Here is a 21,822-nt window from a genome sequence, read left to right as displayed (position 1 = left end):
AACACTAGCATTACACGCTGTTCCCTCTTATTTTCGAAAGGAATCCGCTATGTCTCTGAAACGTACCCTGCTTTCCGTTGCGCTTGGTTTTGGTCTGGTGACAGCGGCTCATGCCGAGACCCTGAAGGTGGCAGCGAGCCCTATTCCCCACGCGGAAATCCTTGAGCTGGTCAAACCCCAGCTGGCAAAGGAAGGTGTAGATCTGGAGATCAAGGTCTTCAACGACTATATCCAGCCGGATCGCCAGACCGACCAGAAGCAAGTCGATGCCAACTATTTCCAGAGCAAGCCCTATTACGAGTCCTACCAGAAGAGCAACAAGGACAGTAATCAGGTGCCGGTCGTAGCCGTACACGTCGAGCCGTTTGGCGCCTATTCCCAGAAGATCAAGTCGGTTTCCGAACTGAAGGATGGCGCGACCATTGCCATTCCTAATGATCCGACCAACTCCGGTCGCGCGCTGCTGCTGATTGCCAAGCAGGGTTTGATCACCCTGAAAGACCCGAACAACATCTCTGCTACCCAGCGCGACATCGTCGATAACCCCAAGCACCTGAAGTTTAAGGAGCTTGAGGCCGCTACGCTGCCACGCGTACTGAACCAGGTGGACCTGGCGCTGATCAACGCCAACTATGCGCTGCAGGCCAAGCTGGTGCCGACCAAGGATGCGCTGTTCATCGAAAGCGCCGAGTCGCCCTACGCCAATTACCTGTACACCCGTGCGGAAAAAGCCAACGATCCAGCCATCCAGAAGCTGGCCAAGGCCCTGACCACGCCTGAAGTGAAGAAATTCATTCAGGAGAAATATCAGGGCGGCGTTGTTCCCGCGTTCTGATCGTAATGACCTGATCGGGTATGAGGAGAGGGGTTGAGGGGTAGACCTTGAACCCCCATCTCCTGGACTGATCTGCGTGTCGTTGACATGCTTTTGAATCTGCCGAGGAGTTTGACCATGAAGAAACTGATTGCCGCTGCTGCCCTGCTGGCTGCCGCCGTCACTGCCCATGCGGCAGAAAAGCTGAGCGTGGCGGCAACGCCTGTTCCGCATGCCGAGATTCTGGAATTCGTAAAGCCCCAGCTGGCGAAGGAAGGCGTGGACCTGGACGTCAAGATTTTCACTGACTACGTTCAGCCCAACCTGCAGGTAGCCCAGAAGCGTCTGGATGCCAACTTCTATCAGCACAAGCCTTACCTGGACGAATTCAACAAGAGCCGCGGAACCGATCTGGTGCCGGTCGCTCAAGTGCATGTGGAGCCGTTCGGTATCTACTCCCAGAAGGTCAAAAGCCTGGATGAGATCAAGGAAGGCGCAACCGTTGCCATCCCCAGCGACGCCACCAATGGTGGCCGTGCCTTGCTGCTCCTGGAAAAAGCCGGTCTGATCACGCTCAAGGATAACTCCAATATCCTGGCGACCCCGCGTGACATCGCCACCAATCCCAAGAAGCTCAAGTTCAAGGAGCTGGAAGCCGCTACGCTGCCGCGTGTGCTGAACCAGGTGGACCTGGCGCTGATCAACACCAACTATGCGCTGGAAGCCAAGCTGAACCCGACCAAGGATGCGCTGCTGCTGGAAGGCAAGGAGTCGCCTTATGCCAACCTGCTGGTTGCCCGCCCGGACAACAAGGACAGCGATGCCATGCAAAAGCTGGCCAAGGCCCTGACCAGCCCGGAAACCAAGAAATTCATCGAAGACAAGTACAACGGTGCGGTTGCTCCGGCGTTCTGATCGCTTCGATAACAAAAAGCCCGCCCTGAACCGGCGGGCTTTTTTATGGGTACGATCCGGATTAGCTGGGCTGCATCAGCTCAAGCACAACCCGGTCGGGCCCGTGGATCGTCACGACTTGCCAGCCTTCCCGGGGGCCCTGAGTGATAATCCGGGGCGCTGGCACCTCATACCCCGCCTTGCGAATGTGCACCAGTCGCGCCTCAAGGTCATGGACCTGAAACAGGAGGGGAATGACCGCAGGGATTTCAGGCTCCGGTAGCTGATGCGCAGGAACAGGCTGCTCGATCAGCAGCACACGGTAGTCATGAACTTCAAGCTCGGCAACAGCGGTCGCCTGAGTGCCCGCAAGCGCTTCATCACAGGGGGACTTGCTCTGGCGGATGAGCGTAAAGCCAAGGGCAACCGCCCAAAAATTCAGCGACTCGGCTAGTGACGGAACAACAAGTCTGAGGTGATCGGAACGGCGTAAGATGGTAATAGGCTCGCTTGAAAACATCAAAAATATCCATGGCTAGTCGCCTAAGGGTATCTCGTTGAGCCTGCTAGGCTGAGAACAGGTAAGTAAAGATTGAGTAAAGCCTGTCTCATTTTGAACCTTCGAAGGACTCAGCTTCGGGCACCGGTAAAGCGCCGCGAATCTGCACGATAATGATCATGACCAGCGCCCCCGCAGCCAGCAGCAAAGGCATGGCGTGGCCGGTCAGCCATTGGCTGGCGGCTCCAGTGGTTAAGGGGCCGAGCAGGCAGCCGAAGCCCCAGAGCTGGGCGATACGGGCATTGGCCTGGACCAGCTCGGCGTCCCGGTAACGTTCGCCAATCAGGATCAGGGCGAGGGTGAAAATACCACCGGCGCTGGCACCAAAGATCACCAGTAACGGCCAGATGTCTGTGGTGTGCAGCAGGAGCGGCATGGCGAGGCTGGTCAGCAGCAGTGTGACACCACATGCCTTGAACAGGCCGGTGCGCGAAACGCGATCAGCCAGTGCGCCCAGCGGCAGTTGTAGCAGGGCGTCACCGGTCACAACCGTGCTGGCCATGAGCAGGGCGGTACGCTGGTCGAAGCCCTGGTTCAATGCGTACACCGGCAGCAGTGTCAGCATCATGGCCTCGAAGGCGGCAAATAGCACAACAGCCCAGGCGATGGCGGGGAGTTGCCGGCAAAAGCGCAAAAGGCCGCGGCCAATGGAGCCATGATCGCTGGCTTTGGGCGCACCTCTGCGGCCTACAAGCGCAAGGGAGCCCAGGATGAGCAGGGCGGTACTGATCCAGAAACCGCCGTTGCCTTCAGTGCCAATCAGGGTCAGAACCAGGGGGCCGGTCAGCTGGCTCAGGGCATAGGCGCTGCCATACAACGCCACCAGTTTGCCGCGCCACTGTTCAACGATGATCTGGTTGATCCAGCTTTCACCGAGCACGAAGATCATGGTCAGAATAACACCCAGCAGTAACCGGAGCAGTACCCAGACGCTGTAATAGGGCAGGAGGGACAGCAGCAGTACGGACAGCGCACCCGCCAGAAGGCAGAGCTGCATCAGCCGCGGCGTACCGATACGAGCGGCCAGGCGTCCGGTTATACCGGCCCCCACGATGATGCCGCTGGCCGGCGTGGCCGCCATGAACCCAATGGCGAACGGGCCGTAGCCCCAGTTTTCCAGCCTCAATGATACCAGCGGCATGGTGATGCCCAATGCCAGACCCACACTGATGATGGCGCCCAGCACGGCAAAATAGGTCCCCCAGCGCATGAGCGCTCCTTGTGGTGCAGAGGGTAATAGGACAGCACGTGCCGGCGAGAGTTACGCCTTGTTCAGCTTGCCGAAATGCTCGCAGGCGGCATCGCAGAAACGCCCCAGCCGGTCGACGATATCCGGCGTCAGGCTGACCCAGCGTACCCGGCGGTCAACATCGCCATTGGTTTCAGTCAGATAGCCCCGGTCGATCAGATGCTGAACATATTTGACGGCGGTGCGCCGGCTGATGCTGGGCATGAACGCATAGAGATCGGTTTTACGCAGGGATTGATCCTGCCGCTGCCACATGTTGATGAACAGGTCACAGTAGCTGAGATCGCTTAGCCCCAAATCGCCGAAATGAGCAATCCAGCTGTTGTCCATGGCCAGAATGGCGTGTGCAACAGCGCGGCGTTTGGTTTGACTGAAGCGACGGGTCATGTTCGTTACCGGTAAGTGCAGACAGGCAGGGCCTGTTTGTTGGCTTTCTTGTCTCGGTGGCTAACGCTTGGCACCCACCGTTTACAGGGCAACACAGGTTAAGCGGCTCGCGGCAGCTGACGAGCACGCGCAGTGTAATGGCTGGACGATATCCGCCGGTAGCGTTTGTATACAGGCGCGCGCCTGTTGTGCGCTAGTGGTCATGCGTGACACGCAGGACAGATGAACTAGAGGAGAAAATACGTTTCCGATAGGCTGAGAAGAACCGGTGACATGTGTGATGCCCAGAGCCTCACCGGATCACCAGCCCTGATGAGTTTTTAAGGACACGATAACGATGCGTAAGTGGCAATGTATTGTCTGCGGTTACATTTATGACGAAGCGGCAGGCTGGCCGGATGATGGTATTGCGCCTGGGACCCGTTGGGAGGATGTTCCGGAAGACTGGATGTGTCCGGATTGCGGCGTCGGCAAATCCGATTTTGAAATGATCGAGATTGCCTGATCCGCTCCTTCCCAAGCGGCCGACCGGTTGCTGTCTTCGTCCCGGGTCTGCGTTGATGACAGGCCCGGTGACACATTCAATAATGCGTGAACCTATCTGAGCGGGGCGCCCGGTGACGCCACGCCTGAACCGACGCAGAGAGAACGTTATGAGCGAAATTTTACCCCTGGTCATCATCGGCACAGGGTTGGCGGGCTACAACCTGGCCAAGGAATGGCGCAAGCTCGATAGCCAGACGCCTCTACTCATGATTACGGCCGATGACGGGCGTTCCTATTCCAAGCCCATGCTGTCCAACGGCTATGCCAAGAACAAGCAACCTGATGAGCTGGTCATGGCGGAGCCGGGGGCAATGGCGGAGCAGTTCAATGCCCGAATCTTTACCAATACCCGAGTCACGGCTATCGACCCTGGCCACAAGCGAATCTGGCTGGGTGAGGAAGAGGTTCGCTACGAAAACCTTGTCCTGGCCTGGGGCGCTGAACCTATTCAGGTGCCCGTTGCAGGAGGGTGCGAGGACGCTTTCTTCCCAATCAACGACCTGCAGGACTACGCCCGTTTTCGTCAGGCAGTTGAAGGCAAGCAGCGCGTGCTGATTCTGGGGGCCGGATTGATTGGCTGTGAGTTTGCCAATGACCTGCGAAGCGGCGGCTATGACGTGGATGTGGTCGCACCGTGTGAGCAGGTCATGCCCAATCTTGTTCCTGCCGAGGTGGCAGCAGCCGTTCAGAGCGGGTTGGAAAGCATTGGCGCGCGATTTCACCTGGGGCAGACGGTGACACGGCTGAAGCGCGAAGGGGATGGGTATCTGGCGCACCTTTCCGATGGTGCGACTCTACCGTGCGACGTAGTGGTGTCGGCTGTAGGTCTCAAACCACGGGTTGATCTGGCGCAGGCGGCAGGCCTTGAGGTCGAGCGCGGCATTGTGGTCAATCGCGAGCTGCGTACCTCCCATGAAAACATCTATGCCTTGGGAGACTGCGCCGAAGTGGAAGGGCAAAGCCTGATGTATGTGATGCCGTTGATGGCCTGTGCCCGTGCTCTGGCCCAGACGCTGGCCGCAAAGCCCACGGCAGTTACCTATGGTCCGATGCCGGTAACGGTAAAAACGCCAGCCTGCCCGCTGGTTGTCGCATTGGTCAACAAAGGGGCCAAGGGTGAATGGCGGGTTGAAGGAAGTGGAGCGGATATCAAGGCATTGTGCGTTGATAATGAAGGTAAATTGCTGGGTTATGCCTTGAGCGGAGCAGCCGTCAGCGAAAAATTGGCGTTAAACAAGCAATTACCACCCGTTCTGGCGTAATGACTGAAATACAACGTTACATTCAAGACGCGTCAGTCGTATGGAAAAAGCGCTGAATGCGACTGGCGCGCGGGTTTGGGCCGTGCCATGCTCAGAGTGCCTGCTTAAACGCGGCTGCTCCGCTCCAGACAAGGGGTGGAGAGTACGGATACAACAACAATAAACACCTACAAGAGGCATCTTTATGCGCAAACCGGAACTCGCCAGCGCCATCGCTGAAAAAGTCGGTCTTTCCAAGGAACAGGCCAATACCGTTCTCAATGCCGTGCTTGATGAAATTGCCAATGCATTGCACCGCAAGGATAACGTCACGTTGGTAGGCTTCGGTACTTTCCTTCCCCGCCATCGCGGAGCCCGTACAGGCAAGAACCCGCAAACCGGTGAACCGGTCAAGATTCGCGCCAGCAATACCGTGGCCTTCAAGCCCGGCAAGGCCTTGCGCGACAGCATCAGCTGATCTCTCCTGCATTTGCCCGATGACGGTGTGTCAGGTATGCCTGTCTGGCCTTCTTCCGCCTTCCAGACAGTTTTATCCGGTTCTGACTGTTACAAGGCATTTGCTTTCAACTATCCGGCGGGCACCTCTGTACCCGCCGGACATACAGGCTAGGCGGCCGTCTGCACGGCGCCTGTCGAGGGTGATCCGCCCAGCGAAGCCGCTTTATGGTAGCGACCTTCCAGACGACGCTTGAGCGCGCGAGGCTCAATGATCAGCTTGACGCCATTGGACTCATTGGTCCGTTCCCAGTCTGCCAGCAGCTCCATGCAGGCATGATCGATATAGCTCACGCGATCCAGTGGTACATGCAGGGTCGTACCCGGCTTAACGCCTTCCAGCACCTGAGTGATCTTGGGCACCTTCAGGAAGGTGGCCGAGCCGCTCATGCGCAGTTCTGCCTGGGTCTCGTCTTCCTTGTCATAGACCAGAGCCACTTTAAGGCGTGAGGCCTTGAACGCCAGGGTGGCTACCGACAAGGCGAAGCCTAGAACGACACCCGTGAGCAGGTCGGTAAAGACAATGGTCAGCGCCGTCACGGCATAGATCAGGATAGGCGTACGTCCATACTGCTTCAGGCCTTGCAGCGCCGAAGGACTGGCCAGTTTTACGCCGGTATAGACCAGGACGCCTGCCAAGCTGGCAATCGGGATCTGCTTGAGCACGAAGGGGAGCGCGGCGACGAACGCCAGCAGCCATGCGCCATGCATAATGGCCGATGCACGTGTTTTAGCGCCAGCCTGAACATTGGCTGAGCTACGTACAATCACCCCGGTCATAGGTAGCGCGCCGACGATACCGCACAGCAGGTTACCGACGCCCTGGGCTGACAGCTCACGATCGAACTGGGAGCGGGGCCCCTGGTGCATCCGGTCAACCGCTGCGGCGGACAGCAGCGTTTCGGCACTGGCAATAAACGCCATGGCAACCGCTGCCATGAACAGTGTCGGGTTGGTCAGCATGCCCAGGTCGGCAAAGGTGATCCAGTCAATGGCGTCGCCGAGGTTATCCGGCACGTTGACCCGGTTGACGTCCAGATTCATCCAGAGGCTGGCCATCGTAGCTGCCGTTACGGCGATCAGCGCGCCTGGCAAAAAGCGTAGCGAATGTGGCCGTTTCTTCTCCCAAAGCCACATGATGGCGATGGTGGCGATACCCAGCATGGCCGCATAGGCACCGCTGCCCTCGTGTCCGCCCCATTCACCGGCTGCCTGTACGGCGGCCTTCGGAAAACCGACCAGGTTGGAAAGGCCCGACGCTTGCGGTGAGGCATCGAGCATCACATGGACTTGGGACAAGACAATCAGAATACCGATACCGGCCAACATGCCATACACCACGGCAGGCGAGGTGACGCGGAACCAGGCGCCCAGCCGGGCAAAGCCCGCTGCGACCTGAATGATCCCGGCCAGGATCAGCACCGGCCCGAGGGCCTTCATGCTATGTTGGTTGACCAGCTCGAATACCAGTACGGCAAGCCCTGCGGCCGGGCCGCTGACCTGCAAGGGGGAGCCGGCCAGAAAGCCGACGATGAGGCCACCAATGATGCCGGTCACCAAGCCCTTGGCTGGCGGCATTCCGGAGGCGATGGCGATGCCCATGCACAAGGGCAGGGCAACGAGAAAGACTACCAGCGAGGCCAAGGCATCGCGTGGAAAGGTCTGCTTGAATGATGCTGCAGAAGTGTTTCCGAGCATGGTCCTATCCTCCGTAAAAACGCATAGCAACCTGTGCCAGAACCCTCCCTAACCGGCTCTGGCAAAGTCGTTTACCCACACGAAGACGGACAGCGCCCATAACTGCAGGCAGCCATGGGCCTCGTCTGAAAATGACCAGCTATGTTGTTTTTATTGAGGTGCTGGCGACTTCGGCGCGCAAGGCGCGCCGAAGGCTTGGATCAGTTTGAGTTCAAACGGGGACGTGGCGTGGCGACTGGCATCGGACCTTCTCCATCCAGGGGACGGAAGCGGCCTTCGATAGCGTCGTATGCCTTGATTTCACTGGTTTCGATCGAGTAGACCCAGCCGTGAATGAACAATTGTCCACTTGCCAGACGCGAAGCCACGGATGGATGCGTTTGCAGGTGAGTCAACTGCGCCACAACGTTTTCCTCGGTGAGGAAGTTCAGCTCTCCATCATGAGTGTGTTCACACATCTGGTGGTCGGCAACAACCGTTCTGGCAATTTCAGCATGGCGTAGCCAGGCTCTCACAGTAGGCATTTTTTCCAGCGATGCCGGGTTCAACACCGCTTTCATGGCGCCGCAGTCAGAGTGACCGCAGACAATGATGTGCTGGACACCCAGTGCCGATACGGCGTATTCGATCGCCGTCGAAACACCGCCATTCATTTGCCCATAGGGCGGAACGACGTTGCCAACGTTACGGGTAACGAACAGATCGCCTGGGGAGCTCTGGGTGATCAGCTCAGGCACGATGCGCGAGTCGGCACACGTAATGAACATGGCGCGTGGCGATTGTGCATTGGCCAGCTTTTTAAATAACTCCTCCTGTTCTGGGAACACTTCCTTTCGGAAGCGCTTGAAGCCATCGACAATTTGTTGCAAGGCGTCATCCGCACAAGGGACGTTCATGTTTTTCTCGTTCATGGTCCAACCTCTTTACGTGGACGAAACAACTAACCATTGTCCGATCGGGTACTGCTTGAAGCAGACGTTGCCCACCAACGTCTGGTTACAGCTTAATCCCGAAACCCTCCGGACCACGTAGCGTTGGGCATATGCCCCAGGCTTGAAGCAAGCCTAGAGCGCGAAGCTTAATTCACCCTGAAGAAAAAGTAGTCAAAGGAACAGTTTGAAGATATTTCCAAATTTTATTGCGATCAAATAGCCATCATGTGGTGGCTAATTGCTTAAAAGAGGTTTTTGGAGCTATTGGATTTTTTAAGGCAGGGGTTAAATCTGGAATAGTTCACAGATAAAACATTTTTATTCAATGCTGAAGTGAGCAAATGTCTATTGCGCCACATTGCACGGCTTGAGGTGAGATAAAGGTGTAATGGATTATCAGGTAAAGCAGTACGGCAGTACCAAGATACCGGGCAGGTAGATCATCAACCTGCCCAGCGAAATCCGATCAGCGGATACCGATTCCACGCATGGCCGCGTCCAGCGCGTTAGCACTTAGGTACTGATGATCGGCGCCCAGACCACTCTGCAGGGCCTCTTCCAATGCAGGGCGCAGCCGATTCCACTTGTGCTCATCCTCCATCCACTCGAACAGCTCCTGCCCCAGCGGCTTGATACCCCTGATTTCCGAATCCTTCTCGAACGGATAAGGCGCGTCGATAAAGCCGTTGCGGACCAGTTCATCCGCTGCTTTGAGAATGGCTTCGATGACTTGAGGGTCATCGGCAGATGTGTCCTGACGGCGGGCAACGTCTACCGCAATGGTGCGTACCGAGACGCTGTCCTCGCGGGTGCCTGCTCGTAATACGTCACGGGTGGTATCCCAATCAACCTTCAGCTTTTGCATGGTTCCTCCTGTAATTCAGGTAGTGACTATAACTCCTGACCACAGAAAGAGGCCTTCGGCTCGTTCCAGCGATCGGCAGTCCACCATTAGACCGGCGGCATGGGCAGGGGTGAGTGTCAGGTGGAACGCAAGGTCCAACCGTTTATACGCCTGGTTTTTCTGGAGGCCCTATGCCGTTGCCTGATATCCAGCTGATCGAGTCGGCTGCCTTGCCATATCTGCTTTCCGTGCCTGAGGGCCTGCCACCCACGGAAGGTTGGCCGGTACTCTGTTTTCTGCATGGCTACGATGAGGGCGCACCCATGCTGATCCATAAGGCATTGACCGTGCATGGCCCGCTCAACCCGGGCAATCCGGAACAGGTAAGGGAGACCTTTATTGTGGTGGCGCCACAGATGCCATCCAAGGGTGATCGCTGGCATCGCTTTATTGATGAGGTCGGCAGTATTGTGGTGGACGTGCAAAAGTCCTATTACGGTGATCGCAGGCGGACTTATCTCACTGGCTTCAGCTTTGGTGGAAACGGCGTATTCGATCTGGCGCTCTCCCAGCCTGACTTCTGGGCGGCGTTATGGCCGGTAGACCTGACGCGCGTGCCTCAATCCGATCCTCAACGACCGGTCTGGATCAGTGTCGGCGAGGTGACGCGCCGGGCAACGCCCGCCTTCATCAGCCGCCTGGGCCTGACCTCGGCCGAGACCGCCCAGGAGGAAGATCGCCTGTATCTGGATCAGGGGCAGGACCATGTAGGCGCTGCTCGCTTGGCTTATCGGGACATGCGAATCTACCAGTGGCTGCTGGCCAGGCAGCTGTAACAGAATACAACCTGGCTTGCCGACAGGAAGGATGCTCAAGGCTGAACTACGCTGTGCAGAGGGCTTGATGTGCCCTTCAAGGAGAACCCGCAGTGAGATTTGCCCGACGTATCGCCCTTGCCCTTCCGGCTTGCCTGCTAGCCACACTGACCTTGGCGGCCGAGCCGTCACAGCCACCGTCCAGCCCTGAAAAGACCTCTCAACCGATGCCTGCATCGTCACCAGCCTCGCCAGCCGATACAGGCGCGTCGGGGAGCACGGCTTCAGGCTTGCTGCTGACCATTATCCTGCGGCACGACCAGTCCAAGCCGCTGACCGAAACCAAGCAGGAGCTCAGGCGTCAGGGATTTTTTGACAATTTTCCGCCCCTGGGCACGGAGGTGGTGTCCTGGTATGTGGTGATGGGAATTGGTCAGATCGTGACCCTGCGCGTACCGCCGGACAAACTGCCGGACGTGAACATGGCGGTGGAAAAGGGCGCCTGGGGCTCCTTTCATACAGAGTTCTATCCGACCTATGACTACCGTGAGGCTGCCAAGGGCGAATACAAGTCACTCAAGTAGACAGGGCGGGAGCCGGTGGGCTCCCGCTGTCGCCCATTAGCCGGGATGCGGATGCAGATCTTCTCCACGCTCCTGGGTGGGCAGGCCCAGCTCGGTAAACATGCCTCGGGCAATCTCGCGCTCGCCCATGATAACAACGTTAGCGCCACTTTCTTGCAGGTGCTGCACCAACTCGTCGTAATGGGCGCGGGAAACGATATTGAGGGACGCATTCAGCTCTCGCGCACGCCTCGAGACCTCGCAGGCCTCAATCCCGTTCGGGATGGCGATCAGCAGCGTATGCGCCTGCTCAATATGAGCCTTTTGAAGCACGTTCGGCTGCGCAGCATTACCCAGCACGGCACTGATCTGATCTGCCCGCAGCTCCTCGATATGATCGCGATCATTCTCGATCACTACGAACGGCATGTGTTCACGGCGCAGGCGAGCACTGACCAGCCTGCCAACCCGGCCATGGCCGACCAGAACCACATGATCGGTTTCGGTAATGGGTGGCGGCTCTACTACTTCGGGCGCGTGGGGCGCCTTGGCATTGGGAAGCGCCTGCCCTTCGCGTCGCTCGAGCCATGGCTGGAGACGGTCGATAATGCTGAACAGGGCAGGGTTCAGAATGATGGAAATGATCGCACCGCCCAGAATCAGGTCACGGCCTTCCTCAGGCAGCAGCTCCAGGCTGACGCCCAGGCTTGCCAGGATGAATGAAAACTCACCAATCTGAGCAAGACTTGCTGAAATGGTCAGGGCTACGCTAAGTGGGCGCCGGGCCAGCAGTACGATGATCAGCGCAGCCAGGGACTTGCCAACGATGATGATCAGTACCGTGGCCAACAGGTGCAGCGGGTGCGAGAGCAGCACCTCCGGGTTGAACAGCATGCCGACGGAAAAGAAGAACAGCACGGCAAAGGCTTCACGCAGCGGCAGGGAATTGTCGGCTGCCTCGTGACTGAGTTCCGACTCGTTCAGGACCATGCCGGCAAAAAAGGCACCCAGTGCAAAGGACACGCCGAACAGGACCGATGAGCCAAAGGCAATCCCCATGGCCAGTGCGAGTACGGCGAGGGTAAACAACTCCCGTGATCCGGTGCGGGCAACACGCTTGAGTAGCCACGGGACGACTCTCCGGCCCACGATCAGCATCAGCGCTACGAAGGCGCTCACTTTCACCAGCGTCAGCAGAAGTTGCATGCTCAGGCTAGTGTCGCTTTCGGCGGCCTTGCCGCCCAGCATGCCGGAGAGTGCTGGCAGCAGAACCAGTGCCAGCACCATCATCAGGTCTTCCACAATCAGCCAGCCGACGGCGATGCGACCGCGGCGACTTTCCATCATTTGTCGCTCCTCCATGGCCCTGAGCAGCACCACGGTACTGGCGACCGAGAGTGACAGGCCAAAGACCAGCCCTGTACCCAAACCCCAGCCCAGGAGGTGCGCAAGGCCCATCCCCATAAGCGTGGCTACGGCAATTTGCCCAATGGCACCAGGAATCGCGATTTTGCGGACCGACATCAGGTCCTTGATGGAAAAATGCAGGCCTACGCCAAACATCAGCAGGATCACGCCGATCTCGGACAGCTCATGGGCAATATCACTGTCGGCTACAAAGCCTGGCGTAAAGGGGCCGGCCAATACGCCGGCCAGAAGATAGCCCGCCAGAGGAGGCAGGCGCAGGCGGTTGGCGAGGAGGCCCAGAAAAAAGGCCAGAACCAAGCCGGCGGCCAAGGTAGTAATCAGGGGCATTTCATGCATGCGGTGGCTCCATGTGGGGCTGGGGCAAAAAGAACCCGCAAGGCTTGGAGACCCAGCCTATGGACTGGCCTCACCATGGCGCTCAGATATTCAAGGCATCATGCACGCAGCGATAAAGTACGCACCGTATTGGAGTTATAGCTACAAAAATGCTGGCGCCAAACCTTATAAGGCCAGGCAGGGTGTAGTAAGGACAAGCGGTAAAGGCTGAAAGTTGCCGTTCTCTTTTCAGCGTATCTGAATAAAGCGTTTTCAGGGTTATCTCAGATATTTCCCGATATTACGCATGCTTTACCAGCAAAGGTCAGAACAGTGGCATCTGCTGACCGGGAGGGCTGAACTGGGTGCAGTCCAGCGAGATGCGTGCTTCGCGACGATTCAGGCCCAGGCGGCGCAGGGCGATACGAAATCGCTGCTCAAGCAGATCGGCAAATACCCCTTCGCCATGCATGCGCGTGGTAAAGCGACTGTCGTAGACCTCACCACCTCGGCTTTGGCGAATCAGGCTCATGACGTGGGCCGCACGCTGCGGATAGTGAGCTTCAAGCCATTCCTCGAACAAGGGAGCCACTTCCCGCGGCAGGCGCAGCAGAACATACCCTGCCGAGCGGGCACCGGCGTCATGGGCCGCTTCAAGCAGATGCTCCAGTTCGCGGTCGTTGATCATTGGAATAATCGGGGCGCACATGACGCCAACCGGAACCTCGGCCTCACGCAGGGTGCGAATAACCTTGAGCCGCGCGGACGAGGCCGCTGCCCTGGGCTCCAAGGTACGTTTCAGCTCATCGTCCAGTGTGGTCAGGCTGATCCCGACCTTGATCAGGCCACGGGCCGCCAGCTCGCCCAGCAGGTCGAGGTCACGCAGGATAAGCGTACCCTTGGTGATGATCGTAGCCGGATGCCGATACCGGAGTAGTACCTCAAGCGCCTGGCGCGTCAGGCGCTGCTCGCGTTCGATAGGCTGATAGGGATCGGTATTACCCCCGATGGCGATGGGCTTGCAGACATAACCCGGTTTGGACAGCTCCCTCTCCAGAGTTTCGGCCAGATTGGTCTTGGCAATCAGCCGGGTCTCGAAGTCGAGGCCGGGCGATAGATCCCAATAGGCATGGGTTGGACGGGCATAGCAGTAGATGCAGCCATGTTCGCAGCCGCGGTAGGGATTAAGAGACTGTTCGAAGGGAATGTCCGGTGAGGTATTGTGCGAGATAACCGTCTTGGCCGTTTCCAGCCTAATCTCGGTTGCCTGGGTGGAAGGAAGATCCTGGAACCAGCCATCGTCATAGGCTTCCGAGCGGGTAGGGGCATAGCGGTTGTGCGGATTACTACCGGTCCCCCGACCGCGTGGAGGCTTTTGATGGGTCATAACCTTGTCTCGAAAGATATGCTGTTTGAATATACAGTATATCTTGAGCAGGTATTAAGCCAGAGGGTACGGCAGAAAAGGCAGGACGGCGCGGGACGCCGTCCTGGAGGTCTTACGCGACCGGCGTGAACTGGATGATTTCTACCCAGTAGCCATCGGGGTCCTTGATAAACGCGATGTCTTTCATGCTGCCGTCGGTCAGGCGCTTCTGGAAGGTAACGCCCAGCTCTTCGAAGCGCGCGCAGGCGGCGTGGATATCCGGTACGGCAACGCACAGGTGGCCAAAGCCGCGCGGATCGCTGTTACCACTGTGGTAGCTGAAGTCCGCATCATCTTCGGTGCCGTGGTTGTGGGTCAGCTCCAGAATGCCTGGAATGGACTTGCGCCAGCGGTGACGCTCTTCCGGATCCGTCGGGATCTGGGACTTGTCGGCAATCAGTGCCAGGAAGTACAGGCTGAATTTGGCAGCCGGAAAGTCTTTCTTTTCCAGCATGGTGAAGCCCAGGACACGGGTATAGAAGTCCAGGGACTTCTCGATATCCTTTACCCGGACCATGGTGTGGTTGTAGACGTATTCGGCGGTGGCCGCGTCAGGCTGGGCCGTGACGCCCGGCAGGTTGTTCAGTTCATTCAAGGTCATCGTATTTCTCCAGACGATCAATCCAGACGTTACTTAGATAGCCAGCTTATCACTTTCGCGCCTCGTTTAGGCTGAGTAGACCCTGGCTGTGGCAAATGGCCACGAAGGCCGTTGAGGATCAGGACAATTCCAGCAGAGCCTGCTGCTTTGCCTGCCAGACGATCTCATAGGACCGCAGACGCTCCTTAAAGTCATAGGTCTCGGTATGAATCAGGAGTTCATCGGCTTGGGTGCTTTCCAGCAATTTCTGCAAACCTGCCCGCACCTCATCAGGGCCTCCAATGATGGCCGCTGCATACTGGTCTTCCACGGCCAGCCGCTCTTGAGGCGTCCACTCCATCGTTTCGGGCGGAGGCTTCAGCCGGCTGGAGCGGCCGCGCCCGACATCCAGCGCCTTTTGATACAGGGAGTGCATCAAACGCTTGGCTCTTGACCGGGTATCCGCCGCCATGACGGGAACAGCCACGATGACCCGCGGTCGCGGCTGGTGCAGAGAAGGTTTGAAATACTCGCGATAGGCCGCTATCGCCTCATGCAGGCGGGCCGGTGAAAAATGCGCGGCAAACGCATAGGGCAGCCCAAGCTCAGCGGCCAAGCGAGCACTGATCAGGCTGGAGCCCAGCATCCAGATCGGAACGCTCAGCCCTTCGCCTGGGGCGCGGGTGAAGGGCTGCGTATTCAAGGCTGATTCCGTGCCCTCGTCGAATAGCGCAAGCAGTTCACGGACGCGTTCAGGAAACTCCCGGCTCGCCGTGATCATGTTTACCCGTAGCGCTTCCATGGTGGCGTAATCCCCACCGGGAGAGCGACCTATGCCCAAATCGATGCGGCCTGGGTACAGGATTTCCAGCGTACCGAACTGCTCGGCCACGTATTGAGGGGTATGGTTCGGCAGCATGATACCGCCTGCCCCCACACGGATACGGTGGGTGGCAGCCGCCACCTGCCCAATCAGCACGGCGGTGGCCGAGGCGGCTACACCGTCCATGTTGTGGTGTTCGGACAACCAGTAACGGTGATAACCCCAGCGATCGGCCTGCTCGGCCAGGGTAAGGGTGTTGCGCAGGGCCTCGCCTACCGACTGGCCAGCCGTGACAGGGGCAAGGTCAAGTATCGACAGGCGGGTCTTGGCTAATGTCCGCATGGGCCTCTCCTTGATGATCGGCAGCGCAACAGGCGCTTTCAGACAGAATCCGAGAGTCGCGTACGATGCGCTGCTCAGGCGGGAGAATCAAGGCATGCAGGTGGTTGATGCCAAAAAGATCGCACACGTCTGGCATGTTCAGACCCGATGGAAACGGTTGGACTGAAGGCCCGGATCTGTCGAGCCTTCAGTTGGATCACACCTCGTCGAGTTCAGGATAATGGCGAAAGATGCCATTTTCGCTGAAGGGCAGGCGTCGATCGGAGGCCAGATAGGCCTTGATATTGGGACGCTGGGCTATCCGGGAGACCAGATCGACGACCTTGGGCATATCCGCCTCGATCCGCTGCATGGCCTTGGGCAGGGCATAACGCAGCCCGCTCACGACTTGAAAGAGCGACAGGTCGACATAGGAGAGCGAGTCTCCGACCAGATAACGATCTCCCTTGGGATTGTCCTCTAGAACGTGCTCGAAATAGTCGAGAAACTTGGGGATACGTTCCTTGATGAACCCTTCTGCACGGCGCTTGGCTTCCGCCTTCTGGTCTTCGTAATACAGCGAAGAGCCTATGGGATGATGAATGTCGTGGGCTTCGGTTACAAGGTCAGCAATAGTCAGCTGCAGACCATGGGCCCACAGGCGTGAGGCTTCATCTTCCGGAGCCAGCCCGAGGCGGGGTCCCAGGAACTGCAGGATATTGGCAACATGGGAGACGATCAGATCGCCCGCCTTGAGAAACGGCAGGGCGAAGGGGGGGAAGGGCGTTGCCTCACCGTTCAGATAGGATTCCATGGCAGGCATGCCCAGGCCATCCTCTTCGGAGCCATTGCCCACATCCACGTAGTCAGCGCCGGCTTCTTCCAGCGCGAGGCGGATGAACTCGCCTCGTCCCTGAATGGTGGGCCAGTAATGCAGTTCGTAACGCATTGCTCGTCTCCTTTCAATGAGGGTCTCCCTGTGGGACAGACGATCCCTCCAGGAGTTGTTTGCCTGTTTTCACGAACGAACAGCCGTCACAGTATCGGATTGCTCGGCTTATGGCGGAAAGGCGCGAACAGTCGTTTGATTCTTCTGCGGTGACATCTGCCGCTCAGTCCGGTCTACCCCCTACAAGGCTATGCCTTCACCTTTACAAACAGCCAAGTCCGGTTGCCTGTAGATAAAGTATGAGAGGAGATGGGGATGTTGGGATTCAGTCTTCGTGGGTTGGGCCCGCTGGACGTACTCAAGCGGGCGGTCAAGGAATTCAATGAAGACGATATGGCGACTTATGCTTCGGCATTGGCCTATCAGATGTTCTTTTCGATGTTTCCTTTCATTCTGTTCCTGATCTCGCTGGTGGGCTTTCTGCATCTGCCCGACTTCTTCAACTGGCTACGCGAGCAGGCCAACTATGTCCTGCCGGCGCAGGCACTGGAGCAGGTCAATCCAGTGATCGATCAGCTTCAGCAAAATCAGCAGGGCGGCTTGCTGTCGGTAGGGATCATCGTGGCGCTGTGGTCGGCTTCGGCGGCAGTACGCTCGCTGATGACGGCCCTGAACATGGCCTATGATGTAGAGGAAGGACGACCCGTCTGGAAGCGGTTACCACTGTCGGTGTTTTATACTATCGGGCTGGCGCTGATGCTCATCAGCGCTGCCGCCCTGATGGTTACTGGCCCGCAGTTCCTGAATTGGCTGACCAGCTACATTGGCCTTGAACAGGTCTTTATCACGGTCTGGACTTGGATCCGATGGCCCGTTGCTGTGATCCTCCTGATGCTGGCCGTGGCGATCATTTATTACGCAGCGCCCGATGTGGAGCAGGACTTTCGGTTCATTACACCCGGCTCGGTGCTCGCTGTAGTGGTTTGGATTGCCGCCTCCTTGGGCTTTGCCTTTTACGTCCAGAACTTTGGCAACTACAACGCCATGTATGGCGGGATCGGCACGATTATCGTCATGCTCTTATACCTGTACATCTCATCAGCAGTGCTGCTGTTTGGCGCGGAAATCAACGCGGTGATCGAGCACCACTCCAACGAGGGCAAAGAAAAGGGCGACAAGAAGCTGGACGAGTAAACCGCTTTAGGTCAGGCGGCGTTGCCAGTCCGTATGGGTGAGCCGGTACAGGCAGTGCCGGCGCAAGGGGTGGCCAGCAGGGACACGGGGATGATCGAAGTCTTCCTGGGTATTTCGCATTCCGAGCCGCTCCATCACGGCTCGAGAGCGGTGATTGCTCAAGGCTGTAAAGGCGACGATCTCGTCTAACGCCAGTTGCTTGAACCCGATGCGCAAGGCTTCACGCGCGGCCTCTGAGGCATATCCCTTTCCCCAGTAGGCCCTGGCCAATCGCCAGCCAATTTCCACGCACGGCGAGCAGGGCAGACTTTCTGGAGCATTCAGGCCGGTAAAGCCGATGAATGCGCCTGTCTCTTTCAGTTCGACTGCCCAGAAGCCCCAGCCCTGCTGTTCGATTTTGTCCTGGATACGCTCACGCTCGGCCTCGCTGCCGGCAAAATCCAGTACACCCGAGAGTATTCACGTACTTCTGGATCAGCGTTCAGCGCGGCATAAGGGAGACGGTCTTCGTCACGCCATGGGCGAAGCCGCAGGCGGGCCGCTTCGTAAAGGGCAGGCTCCAGAGGCGGGTGCATATGGCTACCTTTGTTGCAAGGCCGCCACGGTCAGGCCGGACGTGATGAAGGCAATACCCGCGCCCCAATTGAGGCCCCCTACGACGCGTGGGCGATGCTTCAGCCAGCGGGCCAGCCGCGAGGCACAGGAGCCCATGATGGAAAAGCCGATAAAGGTCAGCAAGGCAAACCAGGCGCCGTAGACCAGCATCTGGATCGTCACGGAGCCGCGGGCAGGGCTTACGAACTGGGGTAGAAAGGCCAGGACAAACAGGCCCGGCTTGGGGTTGAGCACAGCCGACAGCAGACCGGTAAGGAAGATGGTTTTCAGCGGCTGGTGATCTGCTGGGGTGAAGGTGATCAGGTTGCGCGAACGCAATACCTTGATCCCCAGCCACAGCAGGTAGGCGGCGCCCACTAGTTTGACGACCCAAAATGCCACGGCTGATGTTTTCATCAGTAGCGTCAGGCCGAAGGTGGCGGCTGTGACGTGAAACAGGATGCCAACGCCTGAGGACAGTCCGGAAACGATGGCGGCCCGGCTACCCTGGCTCAGGCCACGGCCAATGGCAAGCAGATTGTCCGGGCCGGGAGACAGGATCAACAACGCGCAGGCTGCGGTATAGGCGAGCCAGATATCGATTGGAAACATGATCAGTCCTTGGATATTTTCTTGTTCAGACCCAATAGTGATACAGGCGGATAAAGCCACGCCAGATCATACCCAGCCAACCGGGAAACAGGGTGGGCCAGATGAATGCTGCCAGCAAAAATAATCCCAGGCAGCCCCAGAAGTATCCTGTCCCGAGAAATCCGCCCGTGAAAGCCAGCCCCTGATTGAGCGCAAGCCATAGCAGCGCCGCTGTTACCAGGGCAAATGGCAGGGCGGCCAGGAGGCTGATAATGCGGGTTTCGAGTGAGTGTCCGTCGTCCTTGCGGGCCATTGCAACTCCTTATCCATGAAAGCACCTCCAGAGTATGGCAGTGTTCTGGTTGATCCAGCGTGCGGCAGTACCTGAATCGCGCCTATTCAGACGTTGCCCTTGTTGGCTTCGATCAGGCTAGACAATAGCTCGATGGCCCCTTCAGGATGCTCGACTTCGATGATCAGACGTTTGTACTGCTCATCTTCCAGGTCAATGATGATCGCCCGTTCCGCATGGCTGACATCCCAAAATACCTGCTCGCCCTCAAGGTAGAAGGTCCCGGCCGTCAGAATATTCGGAATCTTGGTGCCCGGCGCCTTCCAGCCTTTCCAGCCCTGCAGGACCGTATCGTCCTGGCGAGCCGCCAGGATATGCGATTGGGGGATCGTCAGCTGGCTCTTGAGTGCCCACAGCTTGTGAATGCCTTTGACGGTGAAGACGACGTTATTGCCTTCGATTTCGATCTCGACCATCCGCTGCTCCTCTCATCAGCCCGTTCTACAGTAGGGCTGGCTAATACGTTTCTTGAATAGATAAGGAACAGCGTAGCCGCGGATCGTTCGCCGGGTAGAAAAGTGTCTATGCCGTTTCAAAACAGACAGGCTGGGCCAGAGTGCTCAAGCGTCCGGCACAGAGGATGTTGGCGCTAGATCAGCCCTGTCTGGTGGCTGATACCGTGAAATCAGAAAGCGGCCATCCGGCTGTAACACAACGCGATGGATCTCAGCGAAGCCTTCCTCGAAGCGTGGGCGCTCCAGCCGTTTAAGGGTTCCGAAGAGTCCCGCTGGCGGCACCTGGCGAGCCCGTGCCCGATTTCGCGCCTCGCAGCCGCGCGGGTCCGGCTCGAAAAAATAGCCGATCACAGTAAAGCCGGCCGCTCGAGCGGGCTCGATGTAGCGTGCCCGCTCGGCAGCAGTAGGATTGGTGTTATCGATAACCACCTTCTGTTTGCCTTCCAGGCAGGCCGTCAACAGGAGCCGCTCACGGTGGCGGGTGCGCAGCATGTCCCGGTTGATACGGACATGCGTGTCGAAAAAGCAGCGTTGGTAAAATGTTGATTTGCCTGCGGCCTGTATGCCGATAAACACGATCAGCTCCATGGCACAGCTCAGGCGATCCGGGCATATACGCGGGTGTTGCGTAGCGTGCCGTCCGGTGCCTTGCGCTCATGACGAAGCGTTCCTTCAAGGGTAAAGCCGGCTCGTTCGCAGACTCGACAGGAGGCTGTGTTTTCTTCATCCGTCAGGATCTGGATGCGCTCGGCCTTGAGGTCAGTGAGTGCCAGGTGCGTCATGGCGCTGACCGCTTCGGTGATGTAGCCCTGTCGGCACTGGCTGTCACGGCACCAATAACCGATCTCCATGCTGGGTACGTTCCAGTCGATATGGTGAAAGCTGGCGCAGCCCACCAGCATATCGGTGGTTTTGTCGATCAACAGAAACGGCAGATCCTTGCGTACGATAAAGCTCGATGCCGCAAGGCGGCAGTAGGCTTCGGACGTATCGACTGATGGCTCTGTCATCACCCACGGCAGCGAGGCCGGAAAGCGGCGCAGCGAGGCAAGCGACTCCACCACAGCCGCGTAGACCATAGCACCATCACCGGCACGGGGAACCCGTAGCAACAGACGTTCGGTTTCAAACTGTTCAGGAATGGTGCGCAGCAAGGGAGGAGTCATCGCAGTCCTTGGGGTATGTAATGGTTTAGACGCTGCTGGCCGGGTTGATCAAGGCGTTGAGGACGTGATCCTCCCAGACGCCATTGATCTTGAGATAGGCCCGTGCGTACCCCTCACGCTCGAAACCCAGACGCTTGAGCAGCCGCGCGCTGCGCTCGTTATGGGGAATGTAGTTGGCCATGATGCGATGCAGTCTGCGCTGGGTGAACATATAATCGATGCCGGTCCTGGCCGCTTCGAACATGAACCCCTTGCCCTGATGGCTTTCAGCGATGGAATAACCCAGGTGGCAGGCCAGAAACGAGCCCCGGATGATATTGGAAAAGTTGCAGCAGCCGATGATCGCCTCGGTGCGCTTGTCGACAATGCTGAAACAGCAGGAGGCACCGGCCATGAAATCCTGCAGGTTCAGGCGAATCCGCTGGCGAACCGTCTCGGGTGTATAGAAGGTCTCCTCCCGCAAGGGCTCCCAGATGCGCAGATGCTCGCGGTTTTCAAGCTCGAACCGCCGTCGCCGCACGACATCACGCTCGGTGGGGATGATCAGTCGGACCCGCTCTGCCTCTAACGTCAGGATGCTCATGGACTTTTATCTCTTATAAGCGCCTGAGCGTTATAACCGGAACATCA

The 21,822-nt window shown here is 57.9% G+C and carries 27 protein-coding genes; 8 read left to right on the top strand and 19 right to left on the bottom strand.

The annotated features are described in order from the left end of the window. Positions 1 to 55 precede the first annotated feature (55 nt). Together EAW52_RS00795 and EAW52_RS00790 are read left to right on the top strand one after the other, a co-directional pair. Positions 56 to 835 carry a MetQ/NlpA family ABC transporter substrate-binding protein gene (locus EAW52_RS00795; RefSeq protein ID WP_122044678.1) on the top strand — a complete coding sequence of 260 codons (780 nt, stop codon included), beginning with the start codon at positions 56 to 58 and terminating at the stop codon, positions 833 to 835. Positions 836 to 952: 117 nt separating this feature from the next. Continuing rightward, complete coding sequence (locus tag EAW52_RS00790) at positions 953 to 1,729, top strand: MetQ/NlpA family ABC transporter substrate-binding protein (RefSeq protein WP_122041072.1); 777 nt, start codon at positions 953 to 955, stop codon at positions 1,727 to 1,729. Positions 1,730 to 1,790: 61 nt separating this feature from the next. Here the strand turns inward: EAW52_RS00790 and EAW52_RS00785 are convergent, their stop codons facing one another. The 3 genes from EAW52_RS00785 to EAW52_RS00775 form a co-directional block, all read right to left on the bottom strand. After that, positions 1,791 to 2,228, bottom strand: a complete 438-nt coding sequence (locus tag EAW52_RS00785; RefSeq protein ID WP_122041071.1) for a VOC family protein — start codon at positions 2,226 to 2,228, stop codon at positions 1,791 to 1,793. A gap of 88 nt (positions 2,229 to 2,316) precedes the next feature. Beyond that, on the bottom strand, positions 2,317 to 3,477 hold the full coding sequence (locus EAW52_RS00780) for an MFS transporter (RefSeq protein WP_122041070.1): 1,161 nt from the start codon (positions 3,475 to 3,477) through the stop codon (positions 2,317 to 2,319). Between the two features lie 51 nt (positions 3,478 to 3,528). Next, positions 3,529 to 3,903, bottom strand: coding sequence for a MarR family transcriptional regulator (locus tag EAW52_RS00775; RefSeq protein WP_122041069.1), 375 nt, complete (start codon positions 3,901 to 3,903; stop codon positions 3,529 to 3,531). 337 nt (positions 3,904 to 4,240) lie between these two features. On the opposite strand from EAW52_RS00775, the gene EAW52_RS00770 reads away from it, so the two are divergent. From EAW52_RS00770 to EAW52_RS00760, 3 genes are all read left to right on the top strand, one after another. Then, on the top strand, positions 4,241 to 4,408 hold the full coding sequence (locus tag EAW52_RS00770) for a rubredoxin (RefSeq protein ID WP_010796583.1): 168 nt from the start codon (positions 4,241 to 4,243) through the stop codon (positions 4,406 to 4,408). A gap of 148 nt (positions 4,409 to 4,556) precedes the next feature. Further along, positions 4,557 to 5,711 (top strand): NAD(P)/FAD-dependent oxidoreductase, encoded by a 1,155-nt coding sequence (locus EAW52_RS00765; RefSeq protein ID WP_122041068.1) that lies wholly within the window; start codon positions 4,557 to 4,559, stop codon positions 5,709 to 5,711. 184 nt (positions 5,712 to 5,895) lie between these two features. After that, positions 5,896 to 6,168, top strand: a complete 273-nt coding sequence (locus EAW52_RS00760) for an HU family DNA-binding protein (RefSeq protein ID WP_010796585.1) — start codon at positions 5,896 to 5,898, stop codon at positions 6,166 to 6,168. Between the two features lie 149 nt (positions 6,169 to 6,317). On the opposite strand, the gene EAW52_RS00755 is transcribed toward EAW52_RS00760, so the two are convergent. The 3 genes from EAW52_RS00755 to EAW52_RS00745 all read right to left on the bottom strand — a co-directional run bounded on the left by EAW52_RS00755 (position 6,318) and on the right by EAW52_RS00745 (position 9,701). Then, the gene (locus EAW52_RS00755) at positions 6,318 to 7,904 is read right to left on the bottom strand and encodes a SulP family inorganic anion transporter (RefSeq protein ID WP_122041067.1); all 1,587 of its coding nucleotides are present in this window, start codon (positions 7,902 to 7,904) and stop codon (positions 6,318 to 6,320) included. A 200-nt stretch (positions 7,905 to 8,104) separates the two neighbouring features. Further along, on the bottom strand, positions 8,105 to 8,815 hold the full coding sequence (locus EAW52_RS00750) for a carbonic anhydrase (RefSeq protein ID WP_122041066.1): 711 nt from the start codon (positions 8,813 to 8,815) through the stop codon (positions 8,105 to 8,107). A 487-nt stretch (positions 8,816 to 9,302) separates the two neighbouring features. Continuing rightward, entirely contained in the window at positions 9,303 to 9,701 is a 399-nt protein-coding gene (locus EAW52_RS00745; protein WP_122041065.1) for a hypothetical protein, read from the bottom strand. A gap of 170 nt (positions 9,702 to 9,871) precedes the next feature. Between EAW52_RS00745 and EAW52_RS00740 the strand changes: the two genes are divergently transcribed. Both EAW52_RS00740 and EAW52_RS26320 read left to right on the top strand, forming a co-directional pair. Beyond that, positions 9,872 to 10,516 (top strand): hypothetical protein, encoded by a 645-nt coding sequence (locus EAW52_RS00740; protein WP_122041064.1) that lies wholly within the window; start codon positions 9,872 to 9,874, stop codon positions 10,514 to 10,516. Between the two features lie 92 nt (positions 10,517 to 10,608). After that, positions 10,609 to 11,079: a hypothetical protein gene (locus tag EAW52_RS26320; RefSeq protein ID WP_256680699.1), complete on the top strand. Its 471-nt coding sequence runs from the start codon at positions 10,609 to 10,611 to the stop codon at positions 11,077 to 11,079. Positions 11,080 to 11,115: 36 nt separating this feature from the next. Here EAW52_RS26320 and ybaL read toward each other — a convergent pair whose 3' ends face one another. The 6 genes from ybaL to EAW52_RS00710 form a co-directional block, all read right to left on the bottom strand. Next, entirely contained in the window at positions 11,116 to 12,822 is a 1,707-nt protein-coding gene (gene ybaL, locus EAW52_RS00730) for a YbaL family putative K(+) efflux transporter (RefSeq protein WP_122041063.1), read from the bottom strand. A 304-nt stretch (positions 12,823 to 13,126) separates the two neighbouring features. After that, entirely contained in the window at positions 13,127 to 14,188 is a 1,062-nt protein-coding gene (locus EAW52_RS00725; protein ID WP_122041062.1) for a PA0069 family radical SAM protein, read from the bottom strand. A 112-nt stretch (positions 14,189 to 14,300) separates the two neighbouring features. Then, a complete protein-coding gene (gloA, locus tag EAW52_RS00720) occupies positions 14,301 to 14,828 on the bottom strand; it encodes a lactoylglutathione lyase (RefSeq protein ID WP_122041061.1) in 528 nt (175 codons plus the stop codon). A gap of 118 nt (positions 14,829 to 14,946) precedes the next feature. Next, positions 14,947 to 15,972, bottom strand: coding sequence for an LLM class flavin-dependent oxidoreductase (locus EAW52_RS00715; RefSeq protein ID WP_122041060.1), 1,026 nt, complete (start codon positions 15,970 to 15,972; stop codon positions 14,947 to 14,949). Continuing rightward, the gene (locus EAW52_RS25815; protein WP_162997561.1) at positions 15,935 to 16,108 is read right to left on the bottom strand and encodes a hypothetical protein; all 174 of its coding nucleotides are present in this window, start codon (positions 16,106 to 16,108) and stop codon (positions 15,935 to 15,937) included. Before EAW52_RS25815 ends, EAW52_RS00715 begins: the two co-directional genes overlap by 38 nt. A gap of 60 nt (positions 16,109 to 16,168) precedes the next feature. After that, positions 16,169 to 16,900, bottom strand: a complete 732-nt coding sequence (locus EAW52_RS00710; protein WP_122041059.1) for a glutathione S-transferase — start codon at positions 16,898 to 16,900, stop codon at positions 16,169 to 16,171. Between the two features lie 255 nt (positions 16,901 to 17,155). Between EAW52_RS00710 and EAW52_RS00705 the strand changes: the two genes are divergently transcribed. After that, positions 17,156 to 18,034, top strand: a complete 879-nt coding sequence (locus EAW52_RS00705) for a YihY/virulence factor BrkB family protein (protein ID WP_122041058.1) — start codon at positions 17,156 to 17,158, stop codon at positions 18,032 to 18,034. Between the two features lie 6 nt (positions 18,035 to 18,040). Here the strand turns inward: EAW52_RS00705 and EAW52_RS26690 are convergent, their stop codons facing one another. The 7 genes from EAW52_RS26690 to rimJ form a co-directional block, all read right to left on the bottom strand. Further along, a complete protein-coding gene (locus tag EAW52_RS26690) occupies positions 18,041 to 18,394 on the bottom strand; it encodes a GNAT family N-acetyltransferase (RefSeq protein WP_372238895.1) in 354 nt (117 codons plus the stop codon). 219 nt (positions 18,395 to 18,613) lie between these two features. Continuing rightward, complete coding sequence (locus EAW52_RS00695; protein ID WP_122041057.1) at positions 18,614 to 19,240, bottom strand: LysE family translocator; 627 nt, start codon at positions 19,238 to 19,240, stop codon at positions 18,614 to 18,616. A gap of 25 nt (positions 19,241 to 19,265) precedes the next feature. After that, on the bottom strand, positions 19,266 to 19,532 hold the full coding sequence (locus EAW52_RS00690; RefSeq protein WP_122041056.1) for a hypothetical protein: 267 nt from the start codon (positions 19,530 to 19,532) through the stop codon (positions 19,266 to 19,268). An 86-nt stretch (positions 19,533 to 19,618) separates the two neighbouring features. After that, complete coding sequence (locus tag EAW52_RS00685) at positions 19,619 to 19,987, bottom strand: hypothetical protein (RefSeq protein WP_010796600.1); 369 nt, start codon at positions 19,985 to 19,987, stop codon at positions 19,619 to 19,621. 144 nt (positions 19,988 to 20,131) lie between these two features. Further along, a complete protein-coding gene (locus tag EAW52_RS00680) occupies positions 20,132 to 20,614 on the bottom strand; it encodes an AAA family ATPase (RefSeq protein ID WP_122041055.1) in 483 nt (160 codons plus the stop codon). A gap of 8 nt (positions 20,615 to 20,622) precedes the next feature. Further along, positions 20,623 to 21,192: a GNAT family N-acetyltransferase gene (locus EAW52_RS00675; RefSeq protein ID WP_122041054.1), complete on the bottom strand. Its 570-nt coding sequence runs from the start codon at positions 21,190 to 21,192 to the stop codon at positions 20,623 to 20,625. A 25-nt stretch (positions 21,193 to 21,217) separates the two neighbouring features. Next, a complete protein-coding gene (rimJ, locus tag EAW52_RS00670) occupies positions 21,218 to 21,775 on the bottom strand; it encodes a ribosomal protein S5-alanine N-acetyltransferase (RefSeq protein WP_010796603.1) in 558 nt (185 codons plus the stop codon). Positions 21,776 to 21,822 lie beyond the last annotated feature (47 nt).

The organism is Pseudomonas sp. LTJR-52 (genome assembly GCF_003691465.1).
Taxonomy (GTDB): domain Bacteria; phylum Pseudomonadota; class Gammaproteobacteria; order Pseudomonadales; family Pseudomonadaceae; genus Chryseomonas; species Chryseomonas luteola.
The sequence above is the reverse complement of the archived record's forward strand: the minus strand, read 5'-3'. Positions and strand labels throughout refer to the sequence as shown.

What these genes read in the sequence shown, in the direction of transcription:
- EAW52_RS00790 (WP_122041072.1), top strand. Translation starts at nt 953, where the DNA reads ATGAAGAAACTGATTGCCGCTGCTGCCCTGCTGGCTGCCGCCGTCACT.
- EAW52_RS00785 (WP_122041071.1), bottom strand. Translation starts at nt 2,228, where the DNA reads ATGTTTTCAAGCGAGCCTATTACCATCTTACGCCGTTCCGATCACCTC.
- EAW52_RS00780 (WP_122041070.1), bottom strand. Translation starts at nt 3,477, where the DNA reads ATGCGCTGGGGGACCTATTTTGCCGTGCTGGGCGCCATCATCAGTGTG.
- EAW52_RS00775 (WP_122041069.1), bottom strand. Translation starts at nt 3,903, where the DNA reads ATGACCCGTCGCTTCAGTCAAACCAAACGCCGCGCTGTTGCACACGCC.
- EAW52_RS00770 (WP_010796583.1), top strand. Translation starts at nt 4,241, where the DNA reads ATGCGTAAGTGGCAATGTATTGTCTGCGGTTACATTTATGACGAAGCG.
- EAW52_RS00765 (WP_122041068.1), top strand. Translation starts at nt 4,557, where the DNA reads ATGAGCGAAATTTTACCCCTGGTCATCATCGGCACAGGGTTGGCGGGC.
- EAW52_RS00760 (WP_010796585.1), top strand. Translation starts at nt 5,896, where the DNA reads ATGCGCAAACCGGAACTCGCCAGCGCCATCGCTGAAAAAGTCGGTCTT.
- EAW52_RS00755 (WP_122041067.1), bottom strand. Translation starts at nt 7,904, where the DNA reads ATGCTCGGAAACACTTCTGCAGCATCATTCAAGCAGACCTTTCCACGC.
- EAW52_RS00750 (WP_122041066.1), bottom strand. Translation starts at nt 8,815, where the DNA reads ATGAACGAGAAAAACATGAACGTCCCTTGTGCGGATGACGCCTTGCAA.
- EAW52_RS00745 (WP_122041065.1), bottom strand. Translation starts at nt 9,701, where the DNA reads ATGCAAAAGCTGAAGGTTGATTGGGATACCACCCGTGACGTATTACGA.
- EAW52_RS00740 (WP_122041064.1), top strand. Translation starts at nt 9,872, where the DNA reads ATGCCGTTGCCTGATATCCAGCTGATCGAGTCGGCTGCCTTGCCATAT.
- ybaL (WP_122041063.1), bottom strand. Translation starts at nt 12,822, where the DNA reads ATGCATGAAATGCCCCTGATTACTACCTTGGCCGCCGGCTTGGTTCTG.
- EAW52_RS00725 (WP_122041062.1), bottom strand. Translation starts at nt 14,188, where the DNA reads ATGACCCATCAAAAGCCTCCACGCGGTCGGGGGACCGGTAGTAATCCG.
- gloA (WP_122041061.1), bottom strand. Translation starts at nt 14,828, where the DNA reads ATGACCTTGAATGAACTGAACAACCTGCCGGGCGTCACGGCCCAGCCT.
- EAW52_RS00715 (WP_122041060.1), bottom strand. Translation starts at nt 15,972, where the DNA reads ATGCGGACATTAGCCAAGACCCGCCTGTCGATACTTGACCTTGCCCCT.
- EAW52_RS25815 (WP_162997561.1), bottom strand. Translation starts at nt 16,108, where the DNA reads ATGCCAGACGTGTGCGATCTTTTTGGCATCAACCACCTGCATGCCTTG.
- EAW52_RS00710 (WP_122041059.1), bottom strand. Translation starts at nt 16,900, where the DNA reads ATGCGTTACGAACTGCATTACTGGCCCACCATTCAGGGACGAGGCGAG.
- EAW52_RS00705 (WP_122041058.1), top strand. Translation starts at nt 17,156, where the DNA reads ATGTTGGGATTCAGTCTTCGTGGGTTGGGCCCGCTGGACGTACTCAAG.
- EAW52_RS00695 (WP_122041057.1), bottom strand. Translation starts at nt 19,240, where the DNA reads ATGTTTCCAATCGATATCTGGCTCGCCTATACCGCAGCCTGCGCGTTG.
- EAW52_RS00690 (WP_122041056.1), bottom strand. Translation starts at nt 19,532, where the DNA reads ATGGCCCGCAAGGACGACGGACACTCACTCGAAACCCGCATTATCAGC.
- EAW52_RS00685 (WP_010796600.1), bottom strand. Translation starts at nt 19,987, where the DNA reads ATGGTCGAGATCGAAATCGAAGGCAATAACGTCGTCTTCACCGTCAAA.
- EAW52_RS00680 (WP_122041055.1), bottom strand. Translation starts at nt 20,614, where the DNA reads ATGGAGCTGATCGTGTTTATCGGCATACAGGCCGCAGGCAAATCAACA.
- EAW52_RS00675 (WP_122041054.1), bottom strand. Translation starts at nt 21,192, where the DNA reads ATGACTCCTCCCTTGCTGCGCACCATTCCTGAACAGTTTGAAACCGAA.
- rimJ (WP_010796603.1), bottom strand. Translation starts at nt 21,775, where the DNA reads ATGAGCATCCTGACGTTAGAGGCAGAGCGGGTCCGACTGATCATCCCC.